Source organism: Allobosea sp. LjRoot90 (assembly GCF_964254315.1).
Lineage (GTDB): Bacteria > Pseudomonadota > Alphaproteobacteria > Rhizobiales > Beijerinckiaceae > Allobosea.
In genome coordinates, this window is record NZ_CAXUTF020000007.1 from 113427 (window position 1) to 124632 (window position 11206).

Consider the following 11206-nt stretch of genomic DNA (forward strand, 5'->3'; position numbering starts at 1 on the left):
GGCGGCTTTCGTGTGTCCGGCCCGAGCCGAGGTTCTCGATGACCGATAACAGTGACGCCGCCGCCCCGGCTCCGCCGGCGGCGAAGCGCAAGCCAGCGCCGCGCGGCCGCAAGGCTGTGATCGGCAAGCTCTGGAAGGCGGCGCAGACGCAGCTCGAAGCGCATGAGGCGCATCTCGCCGAATTGCCGGCCGGCACGGCCGCGAGCGAGGTCGACGCCAAGACGCTGGCGACCTTGGCCCGCACCGTGCGCGAGCTGGTCGCGCTGGATTCTGCTGCAGTGGGGGAGGGAGGAAAGTCCGAGGATGATCCCAGCCCTGCCGAAGGATTGCGCCGGGTCGATGAGCTTCGAAGCGAGCTTGGACGCCGTCTTGCGGCGCTTGCCGCCGAGGAAGCGGGTGCGGTTTCTGCGTCGTCTCATGGAGACGGCCTCGCCTGAAGAGCAGCAGGTCATCCTCACGACTTGGGCTGCGTGGGCGCGACCGGATCAGTTCCCTGCCTTGCAGGACAACTGGTTCAGCTGGCTCGTCTTGGGTGGACGAGGCGCTGGCAAGACGCGAACCGGCGCTGAATGGGTACGAGGTGCGGCGCTCGGCCGATGGCCGTGTGCGCTGAAACCTGTCGGCCGCATCGCCTTGGTCGGCGAAACCCAAGCGCAGGTCCGCGACGTGATGATCGAGGGCGTCTCCGGTTTGCTCGCGATCCATCATCGCTGGGAGAAGCCGGTCTGGTCGCCGTCGCGGCGCCGGCTCGAATGGGGCAATGGCGCGATCGCGCAGGTGTTCACGGCCGAGGATCCGGAAGGGCTGCGCGGGCCGCAATTCGGCGCCGCCTGGTCCGATGAACTGGCGAAATGGCCGAACCTTCAGGAGACCTGGGATATGCTGCAGCTTGGCCTCAGGCTCGGTGAGCAACCACGCCAGGTGGTGACGACGACGCCGCGCCCGCTGCCACTGATCAAGCGGCTGCTCGACGATCCGCATGTCGCCGTCAGCCGGGCGGCGACCAGCGCCAACCGCTTCAACCTGGCGCCGAGCTTTCTCGACAGCGTGCAACAGGCCTATGGCGGCACGCGGCTCGGCCGGCAGGAGCTTGAAGGCGAGATCGTCGAGGAGAGCGCCGATGCGCTCTGGAGCCGGGCGCTGATCGAGCAGAGCCGCGAGCGCGAGGCGCCGCCGCTGGCGCGGATCGTGGTTGCGATCGATCCGCCGGCCTCCTCGTCGAAACGGGCGGATTCCTGCGGGCTCGTCGCAGCCGGTATCGATCGTGACGGCGTCGGCCATGTGCTAGCGGATGCGACGCTGGCCGGCGCCAAGCCGCATGAATGGGCCGCCGCCGCCGTCGCGCTCTATCGCCGGTTGGAGGCCGATGCGCTGGTCGTCGAGGTCAACCAGGGCGGCGAGATGGCGACAAGCGTCATCCGCGAGGTCGATCCGGGCGTCCCGGTGACACCGGTCCGGGCCTCGCGCGGAAAATTCCTGAGGGCTGAGCCGGTGGCGGCGCTTTATGCGCAGGGCCGGGTGCGCCATGCCGGCGCGTTCCCGGCGCTGGAAGACGAGATGTGCGACTTCGGCCCGACGGGTCTGAGCTCGGGCCGCTCGCCCGACCGGCTCGACGCGCTGGTCTGGGCGCTGACCCATCTGATGCTCGGGCCGAAGGGAAGGCCTCGGGTGAGGGGGCTTTGACAGGACTCTTCTGGCAACAGAATCCGCAAAGGAAGAGTACGAAAATTGACATGTAAGCAAAGGAGATAAAATGAAACGTGCATTACTACCTATTTTGTGGACATTTCTGCTATCAAGCTCAGTTATGGCCTATGATTCATCGCGTTGGAGTAAATCAACCGAGATCTATACTAGATCTGGTGAAACATATTTGACAGGAGAGTTGTTTGGTAACACCTATACAGGAATCATAAATCCGTCAAATTGTAGCGTGCCAAATCAATGGTGTATCATAAATCTATCCGCAAATGATATCGACAACGATGCCAAATCAGCATTTATCCAAGGTTTGTTGACTTTAACGCGAGGTAGTACCGATGAGACCGCAGATCTGACGTTGGCATTTAGGCGGCCTGGGGATTCTAATGTTTCGTGTAACCACTATGTCGGACAAGCAGTAATTTCGTTATTCACGGGGGAGAGAACAAATTTTGCGACCTGGGTGCCAGTGGTAAATCGTCAATTCGAATTCTGCTGGAAAAAATCGACTGGTGGCAATTGGCCGGCAAATACGTCATATGGTTGGAATATAGGGTTGCAGGCATGGGTCAAATAGCCTTAAAATTGAATGGTAATAGGTAGATATATATCTATGTTTTATTTTTTACTGCCCGGCAATTACCAAAAAGCCGGGCAGCAAGGTGCCTCCCACGCGCGCCGTCTCACAAGAAGCGCTTAACGCATCGTACAATAAGCCGCCTCCGGGCGGCTTTTTCGTTGGGAAACCGCCATGCTCAATTTCCTTCGCAGCCTGCGCGGCCACGCCGCGCCGGAACAGAAGCGCTCGCGCGTCGGGCCGCTGATCGCCCTGCACGAGGCCGGTCGCCCGGTCTGGACGCCGCGCGACTATGGCGCGTTGTCGCGTGAGGGCTATCAGCGCAATCCGGTGGTGCATCGCTGCGTCCGGCTAATTGCCGAGGCGGCGGCGCAGACGCCGCTCATCGCCAAGGTCGGCGAGCGCGAGATGCCGGAACATCCGGCTCTGGCGCTGATCGAGCGGCCCAATCCGCGCCAGGGCGGCATCGCCTTCCGCGAGATGCTCTATGGCCACCTGCTCGTCGCCGGGAACGCTTATGTCGAGGCGGCGAGCATTGGCCGCGAACCGCGCGAGCTTTATGCACTTCGGCCCGATCGGATGCGGGTGGTGCCGGGTCGCGACGGCTGGCCTGAAGGCTATGACTACACGGTCGGGGCGCAAACGATCCGCTTCCGCCAGGACGAGGGCGCGCTGCCGCCGATCCTGCATCTGACGCTATTCCACCCGGTCGACGACCATTACGGCCTCTCGCCGATAGAGGCTGCCGCCTGCTCGCTCGATGTGCACAACGCCGCCGGCGCCTGGCACAAGGCGCTGCTCGACAATGCGGCTCGCCCGTCCGGAGCGCTGGTCTATAACGGCCCGGAAGGCGGTACGCTGACCGAGGCGCAGTTCGAGCGGCTGAAGCAGGAGCTGGAGGACGGCTTCCAGGGCGCGCGCAATGCCGGCCGGCCGCTGCTGCTCGAAGGCGGGCTCGACTGGAAGCCGCTGTCATTGTCGCCGGCCGAGCTCGACTTCGTCGCCGCCAAGGGCGTCGCTGCGCGCGAGATCGCGCTCGCCTTCGGCGTGCCGCCGCTACTGCTCGGCCTGCCCGGCGACAACACCCATGCCAATTTCGCCGAGGCCAACCGCGCCTTCTGGCGCCAGACGCTGATCCCGCTGGTCCGGCGCACGGCCCAGTCGCTGGCGCAATGGCTCGGCCCGGCCTTCGGCGACGCGCTCACCCTCGAGCCCGATCTCGATGCGATCGAGGCGCTGGCGGACGAGCGGGAATCGCTCTGGCGACGGGTCTCCGCCGCCGCATTTCTCAACGAGGACGAGAAGCGCGAGGCGGTCGGCTATGGCCGCCGGGAGGTGTCGTCATGAGTCCCTTCGATGGAGCCGCTGCGGGCATCGTTGCACGCGGCGATCTCGGCCATCTCGCGCTGTTGCTCTGGGCCTTCAGTGCCTCGGGGCTCGCCCTCTTTGCCCTGCGCGAGCTCATCGCCGCCAACCGACGCTTCGATGAATTCGTACGCGAACTCGCCAGCTTCAACGCCCGCTACGAGGGAGGGGATTCATGAGCAAGACCGGGGGCAAGCCGCCGGCAAGGCCGGCTCCGGCCGGCATCAGAGCAGGTGTGGCCATGCCGCGCCCGGGCCGCCAGCCGCGGGAGGTGTTCGGCCGCTTCTTCGAGACGCTCGGACAACTCGACGCCAACGGCCGGACCGGGCGGGGAGGGGCGCGATGAGAGCCGCCATGCCCCGTTATCCCGCTCTGGCGCGAGAGGCCAAGTTCCTGGCGCAGCCACTGGCCAGGATCGAACCTGATGGTGCCTTCGAGGGCTATGCCAGCTTGTTCCGCATCGCCGATCTCGGCAAGGACGTGGTCGAGCCCGGGGCTTTCCGCGAAAGCCTCACCCGCCGCGGCGCCGCTGGGATCAGGATGCTGTGGCAGCACGATCCGACCGAGCCGATCGGCCGCTGGATCGAGCTGCGCGAGGATTCGCGCGGCCTTTATGCCCGCGGCCGGCTCTCGCTGGCCGTGGCCCGTGCCCGCGAGCTGCATGCGCTGATGCGTGACGGCGCCGTCGACGGGCTCTCGATCGGGTTTCGCTCGCAACGCGCCCGCAGCGAGCCGCGCACCGGCCTGCGCCGGTTGGAGAAGGTCGACCTCTGGGAGATCTCGCTCGTCACCTTCCCGATGTTGCCGCAGGCCCGCGTCAGCGCCGTCAAGGCGCTACGACCGCCCAGCCATGCCGCTTTCATCTGAACCGTACGTAAAGCCGCAAAACCACAGGAGATTCCATGACTGCGCTGAACCAGGCTCCCGAGACCAAGGCAACCGGCGAGATCGCCGCCGCCTATGACGATCTGCGCTACACGCTTGAGGCCTATCGAGCCACCAATGACGATCGTTTGGCCGAGCTCGAAACCCGCATGGGCGGTGACGTCCTGACCGGCGAGAAGCTCACCCGCCTCGATGATGCGCTCGATGAGACCCGCCGTCGGCTCGACCGGCTGAGCCTCGACAGTCGTCGCCCGGCGCTGGGCGCGAGCGATGAGCGTGACCCGGCCGTCGCCGAGCACAAGGCCGCCTTCGCGTCCTATGTCCGCCATGGCGAGGCCACTGGCCTGAAACGGCTCGAAGCCAAGGCGCTTTCGGCCGGCTCCGGTCCGGATGGCGGCTATCTCGCCCCCTCGACGGTCGAGGGCGAGATCCTGCGCCGCCTCACGACCGTGTCGCCGATCCGCTCGATCGCGACGGTCCGCACCATCTCGTCCGGCACCTACAAGAAGGCGTTCTCGACCACCGGCCCGGCTTCCGGCTGGGTGGCGGAGACAGCGGCCCGTCCGCAGAGCGGCACGCCGACCCTGGCCGAGCTCTCCTTCCCGGCGATGGAGCTCTATGCCATGCCGGCGGCGACGCAGACCCTGCTCGACGACGCCATCGTCGATATCGACCAGTGGATCGCCGAGGAGGTCGAGAGCGCCTTCGCCGAGCAGGAGGGCGCGGCCTTCGTCAATGGCGACGGCATCGACAAGCCCAAGGGCTTCCTCGCCTATCCGACCGTCGCCGATGCGAGCTGGAGCTGGGGCAATATCGGGACGCTGAAGACCGGCGTTGCCGGCGCCTTCGCCGCCTCGAACCCATCCGACATCCTGGTCGATCTCGTCTATGCGCTGAAGGCCGGCTACCGCCAGAACGCCAGCTTCGTGATGAACCGCAAGACGCAAGCTGCGGTGCGCAAGTTCAAGGACTCGACCGGCCAGTATCTCTGGCAGCCGCCGGCCGCGGCGGGTGCGCAGGCGACGCTGCTCGGCTTCCCGGTCGTCGAGGCCGAGGACATGCCGAACGTCGCGACGGACTCGGTCTCGCTCGCCTTCGGTGACTTCCGCCGCGGCTATCTGGTCGTCGACCGGGCTGGCGTGCGCATCCTGCGCGATCCCTACTCCGCCAAGCCGCATGTGCTGTTCTACACGACCAAGCGCGTCGGCGGCGGCGTGCAGGACTTCGCCGCGATCAAGGGGCTGAAGTTCTCGGCCTAACTCGCAGTCAGCGGCCGAACCACCAGCTGTAGCTCGCGTTCGGGCGCGCATCCTCGCGCGCCTGGCGCGGCTCGTCGCCATAGTTGAGCAGGCGCTCGCTCGCTTCGGCGATCCAGGCGCGGTGGTCGCTGACCGGGGTGATCGCGGTGAAGCCGCCGCAGATCAGCTTGACGCGCGAGCTCAAGGGCCCGCTCGACCAGGAGACGATGCCGACAAGATCGCGCGAGCCGGACGGGCCACGCAACACCGGCCCGCCGGAATCGCCGCGGCAGGCGCCGGCGCCGAGGACCTCACCGCGGTTCTCGGTGTCGACCGCGACCTTGACCGTGTTGGCGGTGGTGTAGTTGCCGGCATTGACCAGCGTCACCTCGCGCAGGGTGCGCGCGGTCTTCTTGTTGTTTTCTGAGGCGAGGCCGAAGCCCGCCATGGTCACGGTCTCACCCTGCCACAGGCCGCTGCCGAGCGTCAGAGGCTGGATATCGGCGGGCAGTGGCGTGGCGAGGCGCAGCAACGCCAGATCGGCGCCAGGTTGCGTGCGCGGCGTCGTGCCGGGCACGAAAGTCGGGTGCGGCAGGACCGCTGCGACGATATGCGTCCGGTTGCGGAAGCGTTTGTCGAGACTGATCACGCGCACCGAGCCGCCGGTCATCAGGCAATGGGCCGCCGTCAGTACCAGTTCGGAGGAGATTGCGGCGCCGGAGCAGAGTTCGCCGCGGCTGGTCTCGACCCGCAAGGTTGAGGCGCGTGCGCCATCGACCGTGCGCGAGGTCACGCCGCCGATCACAGCCTGTGCCGGCGCAGTCATCTGCAGGCCGCTGCAAAAAGCTATCGCGACGATCGCGGCGCGCTTCGAATAGGTCACGGTCGAGATCATCGCTGCCATGGCTTCAATGTATGGTTTGCTGCGGCGCAGTCCAGTGCTGTTCGCGCCGGGCGGCCATCAGGGTGTGCTGGTCCAGTCGGCACTCTCGCCCCAGCCCGATAATGTGCGGTCGATCCAGCCGCGTTGGGGCGCGACCAGCACGCCCTGGCTGAGCAGGCCACATTGCTTGCCGGACGGGCCGGTCGACCAGCTGGAAACAGCGACGACGCTGCCCGAGCCCGCGACGATAGGTCCGCCGGAATCGCCCTGGCAGGCGCCGGCGCCCGGCCGCTTGCCGCCGGTCGCCGGATCGGCAGCCCAGATCAGGATACGGCCGGGACCGTAAGGCTCGACGGCGGTCAGTGCGGCTGAACGGTAAGTACCGGTCGTCTTCGCTTCGCCTTCGCGGGCGACGCCGTAGCCTGCGAGCGTGACCGCTGACCCGGCTCTCGGCAGAGCGCCGTCGACCAGGGTCGCGGTCGCGAAACGCGCCGGCAGCGGCGCGGCGAGCCTCACCAGCGCGAGATCGATCGAACGCTGCCGGTTCGTGACGGACTTGGCATTGAACTCGGGATGCAGCGCGATCGCCGCTGGCTCGGTCAGCACCGGCTGGCCACCGTCCTGCCAGTGGATGCGTAAATCGACGCGGGTATCGGCGCAATGGGCGGCGGTGAGGATCGCGCGGCGCGACAGCACGATGCCGGTGCAGACGCCGCCGCGCGCATTGAGGACCATCAGGGTCGAGCTGGCGATAGGGCCGCCCTCGCGCCCGCCGACCACAGCCGAGGCGGACCAGGGCGCAGCGAGAGCCGCTGCCAGGGCTGCCAGTCCAATCGCCGTTCTGCCGTGCATCGAGCCGTCTCCGCTATCGGGCCGGGTTCGATAGCGCATCGCCGGCGTGGTTAAAACCCGGGAGAGGAGAGACCATGACGCCGCTCGCCCTGACGCCGCCGGCCATCGAGCCGGTCTCGCTGTCGGAAGCCAAGGATTTTCTACGGATTCTCGTCGATGACGAGGACGAACTGCTCGGGACCTTGCTCACCGCGGCCCGGTTGATGATCGAGGCTGCGTCCGGGCGTCTGCTGATCGAGCAGGGTTGGCGAATCGTGCTCGACGCCTGGCCGCAAGGCGGCGAGATCCGCCTGCCGCTTTCACCGGTGCGAAGCCTCACGGCTGCACGTGTCCATCCCGCTGCCGGTGCCGCCGAACCGGTCACGCCGTCGTCGCTGGCGCTGGTCGAGGGCTCCGATCCGCCACTGATCGGCGTTTCGGGGCTGGTCCCGGCGCCTGGCCGTGCCCGCTCCGCGATCGAGATCGACCTGGTCGCCGGCTTCGGCGCGACGCGCGATACGGTGCCGGCGCCGCTACGGCAGGCCGTGCTTCGGCTCGCCTGCCGCTGGTTCGAGCATCGCGGCGATGTGGTCAGCCGCGATGCGATGCGGTTGCCGGCCGAGATCGCCGCGCTCGTCGCTCCGTTTCGCCGTGTGAGGCTCTGATGCTTCGCGAGACATCGAAAGGCCGCCGTCCTGTCGGCGCGCTGCGGCGACGCCTGCTGCTGGAGGCTCTCGTTGAAACGCCGGATAGCGCCGGCGGCCAGCTTCGCAGCTTCGAGACGATCGCTGCGGTCTGGGCCCAGGTCGAATGGCTCTCGGGCGACGAGCGCTGGCGCGGCGAGCGGCCGGAGCAGGTGGCGAGCCATCGCATCACCTTGCGTTGGCGTGGCGGCGTCGATGCAGGCCAACGCCTGCGCGACGGCGATCAGATCTTCGACATTCGCGCGGTTGGCGATCCCGATGGCGGCCGCCGACGCCTTATCTGCCTGGTCGAGGAGGTCAGCCGATGAGCGATGCCATCCTGCCGCTCCGGCGTGCCATCCACGCGCACCTGTCCGCTGATGCCGGCCTGACAGCTTTGATCGGAACGGGCCGCATCCATGACGAGCCGCCGCGCGCCTTGAGCGGGCTCTACGTCGTCCATGGCGAGGTTACGGCCGAGGACTGGTCGACCGGCAGCGACCGTGGCTGCGAGCAGAAGCTCTCGCTCGGCGTCTGGGCGGGTGAGACCACTTCGTCACGCAAGGCACTCGAGGCGGCGGCGCGGATCGTCGCCAGTCTGGAGGGCGCCGTGCTCGCGCCGGAGGGACATCGGCTGATCAATCTCGCCTGGCTGTCCTCGAAACTCGCCCGCGATCCAAAGACCCATCTGCCAACCGTGACACTGACCTTCAGGGTTGTCACCGAGGCACTCTGACCGCACGAAAGGACCGCCCATGCCTGCCCAGAAAGGCAAGGACCTGTTGCTCAAGGCCGCCGATGCCGGCGGCAGCTTCGTCACAGTGGCCGGCCTGCGCGCCCGCCAGATCGCCTTCAATGCTGAGGCGGTCGACATCACCCATGCCGAATCGGCAGGGCGCTGGCGCGAGCTGTTGTCAGGCGCCGGCATGCGCCGCGCCAGCATCAGCGGTGCCGGCATCTTCAAGGACGAGGCGTCCGACGCGCTGGTCCGCCAGATCTTCTTCGACGGCGCGATCCGCGACTGGCAGGTGATCGTGCCCGATTTCGGCACGATTACCGGGCCGTTCCAGCTCTCGACGCTCGAATATCGCGGCGACCATGCCGCCGAGGTCACCTTCGAGCTCTCGCTGGAATCGGCGGGTCAGCTCACCTTCACGCTCGCTTGAGGGAGGCCACATGGTCAATCGCTACAGGGGCGAAGTCGCCCTGATGGTCGAGGGGCGGGCACTGCCGATGCGGCTCACCCTCGGTGCACTCGCCGATCTCGAAGACGCTTTCTGCGTCGAAAACCTGCCGGCGCTGGGCGAACGCTTTGCGGCCGGCCGGCTTTCGGCGCGTGACATCGCGCGCATCCTGACGGCCGGGCTGCGCGGTGCTGGCAGCGCGCTGGCCACGGACGAGGTTGCCGCGCTGCCTTTCGACGGCGGGCTCAACGGCGCCATCGCCGCCGCGATCGCGCTGCTCGACGCGACTTTCGCCCCGCTCGCGGAGGTGGCGGGGGCCCGCCCTCCAATGCCGCCGGCAGCCTAGGCGCGCCGGCGGCGGTCCCCTTTCCCTGGCATGAGGCAATGGCTTTCGGGCTCGGGCGCCTGCGCTGGCCGCCGGACGCCTTCTGGGCTGCGAGCCCGCGCGAGATCTTCGCCGCGATCGAGGCTCATCGGCCGCCTCAAGCGGTCGAAGCGCCCTCGCGTTCGACGTTGGGTGCGCTGATGCAAGCCCATCCGGATCTCGTTTCTCAGGACCATGACGATTGGAAAGGCCGCATCGATGGCTGACGAAGACTCTTCCCCTTCCTTCGATTTCGGCGGTCTTCGCACGCTGAACACGCTGACCCAGAGCCTGACAAAGGCGTCGCAGGCCTTCGGCAAGTCGATCACCACGGCCTTCGCCAGCGGTATCGTCGAGGGCAAGCGTTTCGAGGACGTGCTGCGCGGCATCGGCGCCTCGCTGAGCCAGAGCTTGCTGAAATCGGCGCTGAAGCCGCTGCAGAGCGCCATATCGAGCTGGCTCGGCTCCGGCATCAGCGGCCTGGCCGGCCTCTTCACAGGTGGCAAGGGCGGCGGCGGTGGTTTGCCGGTCTCACCCTTCGCCGATGGCGGCGTCGTTGCTGCGCCCTCCTATTTCGCCATGGGGCGCGGGCTTGGGCTGATGGGCGAACGCGGTGCGGAGGCGATCATGCCCCTGTCGCGCGGCCCTGACGGCAAGCTCGGCGTGCGGGCCGGTGGTGGCGAACGGCGCCCGTTCAACGTCACCGTCCAGGTCTCGACGCCCGACGCCGACAGTTTCCGCCGCTCCGAGGCTCAGGTCTCGGCCGCGGTTGCCCGCGCCGTGGCCCGCGGTAGCCGGGCGCTCTGACGAGAGGCCGCAGCACCATGAGATCGAAGGGAGTGCCGGCATGAGCGGCTTCCATGAGGTGCGCTTCCCGACCGGGATCGCGCGCGGTGCCCGGGGTGGGCCGGAACGGCTGACCCAGGTGGTGACGCTGGCCTCGGGCTGGGAGGTCCGCAACAGCCGCTGGGCGCATTCACGGCGGCGTTACGATGCCGGCTTCGGCATCCGCACCCTCGATGCGCTTGCTGAGGTCGTCACCTTCTTCGAGGAGCGCCGCGGCCGGCTCTACGGGTTCCGCTGGCGCGATCAGCTCGACTGGAAGAGCTGTGCCCCATCTGCGGCCCCCGCACTGAGCGACCAGCAGATCGGCATCGGCGATGGTGCGATGCGGGTCTTCCAACTCTGCAAGCTCTATGGCGGCCTTCACGCTCCTTATGTCCGCCGCATTACCAAGCCGGTCGCCGGAACGGTGCTGATCGCGATCGACGGTGTCCTGCAGGCGCAGCCTGGCATCGTGTCCTGCGATCATGCCACCGGTGCGGTCACCTTCGCCGTCGGCCAGGCCCCGCCAGCCGGTGCCATCATCAGCGCAGGGTTCGCCTTCGACGTTCCCGTTCGCTTCGACACCGATGCGATCGAGGTCGACCTCTCGGCCTTCGAGGCCGGTGACATCCCCAAGATCCCGATCGTCGAGATCGCCGACTGAGGCTTG

The 11206-nt window shown here is 67.3% G+C and carries 16 protein-coding genes and 1 pseudogene; 15 read left to right on the top strand and 2 right to left on the bottom strand.

Features of this window, described 5'->3' with window-relative positions:
• Positions 1 to 38: 38 nt before the first annotated feature.
• The 7 genes from ACSQ3M_RS22775 to ACSQ3M_RS22805 all read left to right on the top strand — a co-directional run bounded on the left by ACSQ3M_RS22775 (position 39) and on the right by ACSQ3M_RS22805 (position 5787).
• Positions 39 to 437, top strand: coding sequence for a hypothetical protein (locus ACSQ3M_RS22775; protein WP_436152356.1), 399 nt, complete (start codon positions 39 to 41; stop codon positions 435 to 437).
• A complete protein-coding gene (locus tag ACSQ3M_RS22780) occupies positions 418 to 1683 on the top strand; it encodes a DNA-packaging protein (protein ID WP_436152357.1) in 1266 nt (421 codons plus the stop codon). The genes ACSQ3M_RS22775 and ACSQ3M_RS22780 overlap by 20 nt, the downstream gene beginning before the upstream one ends.
• A gap of 769 nt (positions 1684 to 2452) precedes the next feature.
• On the top strand, positions 2453 to 3625 hold the full coding sequence (locus ACSQ3M_RS22785; protein ID WP_436152358.1) for a phage portal protein: 1173 nt from the start codon (positions 2453 to 2455) through the stop codon (positions 3623 to 3625).
• A complete protein-coding gene (locus ACSQ3M_RS22790; RefSeq protein ID WP_436152359.1) occupies positions 3622 to 3822 on the top strand; it encodes a hypothetical protein in 201 nt (66 codons plus the stop codon). Before ACSQ3M_RS22785 ends, ACSQ3M_RS22790 begins: the two co-directional genes overlap by 4 nt.
• Positions 3819 to 3989 carry a hypothetical protein gene (locus tag ACSQ3M_RS22795; protein WP_436152360.1) on the top strand — a complete coding sequence of 57 codons (171 nt, stop codon included), beginning with the start codon at positions 3819 to 3821 and terminating at the stop codon, positions 3987 to 3989. Before ACSQ3M_RS22790 ends, ACSQ3M_RS22795 begins: the two co-directional genes overlap by 4 nt.
• Positions 3990 to 3997: 8 nt before the next feature.
• Positions 3998 to 4510: an HK97 family phage prohead protease gene (locus ACSQ3M_RS22800; protein WP_436152361.1), complete on the top strand. Its 513-nt coding sequence runs from the start codon at positions 3998 to 4000 to the stop codon at positions 4508 to 4510.
• Positions 4511 to 4545: 35 nt separating this feature from the next.
• Entirely contained in the window at positions 4546 to 5787 is a 1242-nt protein-coding gene (locus ACSQ3M_RS22805; protein ID WP_436152362.1) for a phage major capsid protein, read from the top strand.
• A gap of 7 nt (positions 5788 to 5794) precedes the next feature.
• On the opposite strand, the gene ACSQ3M_RS22810 is transcribed toward ACSQ3M_RS22805, so the two are convergent.
• Positions 5795 to 6670 carry a S1 family peptidase gene (locus ACSQ3M_RS22810; protein WP_436152363.1) on the bottom strand — a complete coding sequence of 292 codons (876 nt, stop codon included), beginning with the start codon at positions 6668 to 6670 and terminating at the stop codon, positions 5795 to 5797.
• 57 nt (positions 6671 to 6727) lie between these two features.
• The gene (locus ACSQ3M_RS22815) at positions 6728 to 7501 is read right to left on the bottom strand and encodes a S1 family peptidase (protein WP_436152364.1); all 774 of its coding nucleotides are present in this window, start codon (positions 7499 to 7501) and stop codon (positions 6728 to 6730) included.
• A gap of 74 nt (positions 7502 to 7575) precedes the next feature.
• Between ACSQ3M_RS22815 and ACSQ3M_RS22820 the strand changes: the two genes are divergently transcribed.
• The 8 genes and pseudogenes from ACSQ3M_RS22820 to ACSQ3M_RS22855 all read left to right on the top strand — a co-directional run bounded on the left by ACSQ3M_RS22820 (position 7576) and on the right by ACSQ3M_RS22855 (position 11200).
• Positions 7576 to 8145, top strand: coding sequence for a head-tail connector protein (locus ACSQ3M_RS22820; protein ID WP_436152365.1), 570 nt, complete (start codon positions 7576 to 7578; stop codon positions 8143 to 8145).
• Positions 8145 to 8492, top strand: coding sequence for a phage head closure protein (locus tag ACSQ3M_RS22825; RefSeq protein WP_436152366.1), 348 nt, complete (start codon positions 8145 to 8147; stop codon positions 8490 to 8492). Before ACSQ3M_RS22820 ends, ACSQ3M_RS22825 begins: the two co-directional genes overlap by 1 nt.
• Positions 8489 to 8899: a DUF3168 domain-containing protein gene (locus ACSQ3M_RS22830; protein ID WP_436152367.1), complete on the top strand. Its 411-nt coding sequence runs from the start codon at positions 8489 to 8491 to the stop codon at positions 8897 to 8899. Before ACSQ3M_RS22825 ends, ACSQ3M_RS22830 begins: the two co-directional genes overlap by 4 nt.
• Before the next feature lie 19 nt (positions 8900 to 8918).
• Entirely contained in the window at positions 8919 to 9329 is a 411-nt protein-coding gene (locus ACSQ3M_RS22835) for a phage major tail protein, TP901-1 family (protein WP_436152368.1), read from the top strand.
• Between the two features lie 10 nt (positions 9330 to 9339).
• Positions 9340 to 9693 carry a gene transfer agent family protein gene (locus ACSQ3M_RS22840; protein ID WP_436152369.1) on the top strand — a complete coding sequence of 118 codons (354 nt, stop codon included), beginning with the start codon at positions 9340 to 9342 and terminating at the stop codon, positions 9691 to 9693.
• A gap of 32 nt (positions 9694 to 9725) precedes the next feature.
• Positions 9726 to 9938 (top strand): annotated as a pseudogene (locus ACSQ3M_RS22845) (phage tail assembly chaperone); the annotation flags it as partial.
• On the top strand, positions 9931 to 10518 hold the full coding sequence (locus tag ACSQ3M_RS22850) for a phage tail tape measure protein (RefSeq protein ID WP_436152370.1): 588 nt from the start codon (positions 9931 to 9933) through the stop codon (positions 10516 to 10518). The pseudogene ACSQ3M_RS22845 and the gene ACSQ3M_RS22850, both read left to right, overlap by 8 nt.
• A gap of 40 nt (positions 10519 to 10558) precedes the next feature.
• Positions 10559 to 11200: a phage distal tail protein, Rcc01695 family gene (locus tag ACSQ3M_RS22855; RefSeq protein WP_436152371.1), complete on the top strand. Its 642-nt coding sequence runs from the start codon at positions 10559 to 10561 to the stop codon at positions 11198 to 11200.
• The last annotated feature ends 6 nt before the right edge of the window (positions 11201 to 11206 follow it).

What these genes read in the sequence shown, in the direction of transcription:
- ACSQ3M_RS22775 (WP_436152356.1), top strand. Translation starts at nt 39, where the DNA reads ATGACCGATAACAGTGACGCCGCCGCCCCGGCTCCGCCGGCGGCGAAG.
- ACSQ3M_RS22780 (WP_436152357.1), top strand. Translation starts at nt 418, where the DNA reads ATGGAGACGGCCTCGCCTGAAGAGCAGCAGGTCATCCTCACGACTTGG.
- ACSQ3M_RS22785 (WP_436152358.1), top strand. Translation starts at nt 2,453, where the DNA reads ATGCTCAATTTCCTTCGCAGCCTGCGCGGCCACGCCGCGCCGGAACAG.
- ACSQ3M_RS22790 (WP_436152359.1), top strand. Translation starts at nt 3,622, where the DNA reads ATGAGTCCCTTCGATGGAGCCGCTGCGGGCATCGTTGCACGCGGCGAT.
- ACSQ3M_RS22795 (WP_436152360.1), top strand. Translation starts at nt 3,819, where the DNA reads ATGAGCAAGACCGGGGGCAAGCCGCCGGCAAGGCCGGCTCCGGCCGGC.
- ACSQ3M_RS22800 (WP_436152361.1), top strand. Translation starts at nt 3,998, where the DNA reads ATGCCCCGTTATCCCGCTCTGGCGCGAGAGGCCAAGTTCCTGGCGCAG.
- ACSQ3M_RS22805 (WP_436152362.1), top strand. Translation starts at nt 4,546, where the DNA reads ATGACTGCGCTGAACCAGGCTCCCGAGACCAAGGCAACCGGCGAGATC.
- ACSQ3M_RS22810 (WP_436152363.1), bottom strand. Translation starts at nt 6,670, where the DNA reads ATGGCAGCGATGATCTCGACCGTGACCTATTCGAAGCGCGCCGCGATC.
- ACSQ3M_RS22815 (WP_436152364.1), bottom strand. Translation starts at nt 7,501, where the DNA reads ATGCACGGCAGAACGGCGATTGGACTGGCAGCCCTGGCAGCGGCTCTC.
- ACSQ3M_RS22820 (WP_436152365.1), top strand. Translation starts at nt 7,576, where the DNA reads ATGACGCCGCTCGCCCTGACGCCGCCGGCCATCGAGCCGGTCTCGCTG.
- ACSQ3M_RS22825 (WP_436152366.1), top strand. Translation starts at nt 8,145, where the DNA reads ATGCTTCGCGAGACATCGAAAGGCCGCCGTCCTGTCGGCGCGCTGCGG.
- ACSQ3M_RS22830 (WP_436152367.1), top strand. Translation starts at nt 8,489, where the DNA reads ATGAGCGATGCCATCCTGCCGCTCCGGCGTGCCATCCACGCGCACCTG.
- ACSQ3M_RS22835 (WP_436152368.1), top strand. Translation starts at nt 8,919, where the DNA reads ATGCCTGCCCAGAAAGGCAAGGACCTGTTGCTCAAGGCCGCCGATGCC.
- ACSQ3M_RS22840 (WP_436152369.1), top strand. Translation starts at nt 9,340, where the DNA reads ATGGTCAATCGCTACAGGGGCGAAGTCGCCCTGATGGTCGAGGGGCGG.
- ACSQ3M_RS22850 (WP_436152370.1), top strand. Translation starts at nt 9,931, where the DNA reads ATGGCTGACGAAGACTCTTCCCCTTCCTTCGATTTCGGCGGTCTTCGC.
- ACSQ3M_RS22855 (WP_436152371.1), top strand. Translation starts at nt 10,559, where the DNA reads ATGAGCGGCTTCCATGAGGTGCGCTTCCCGACCGGGATCGCGCGCGGT.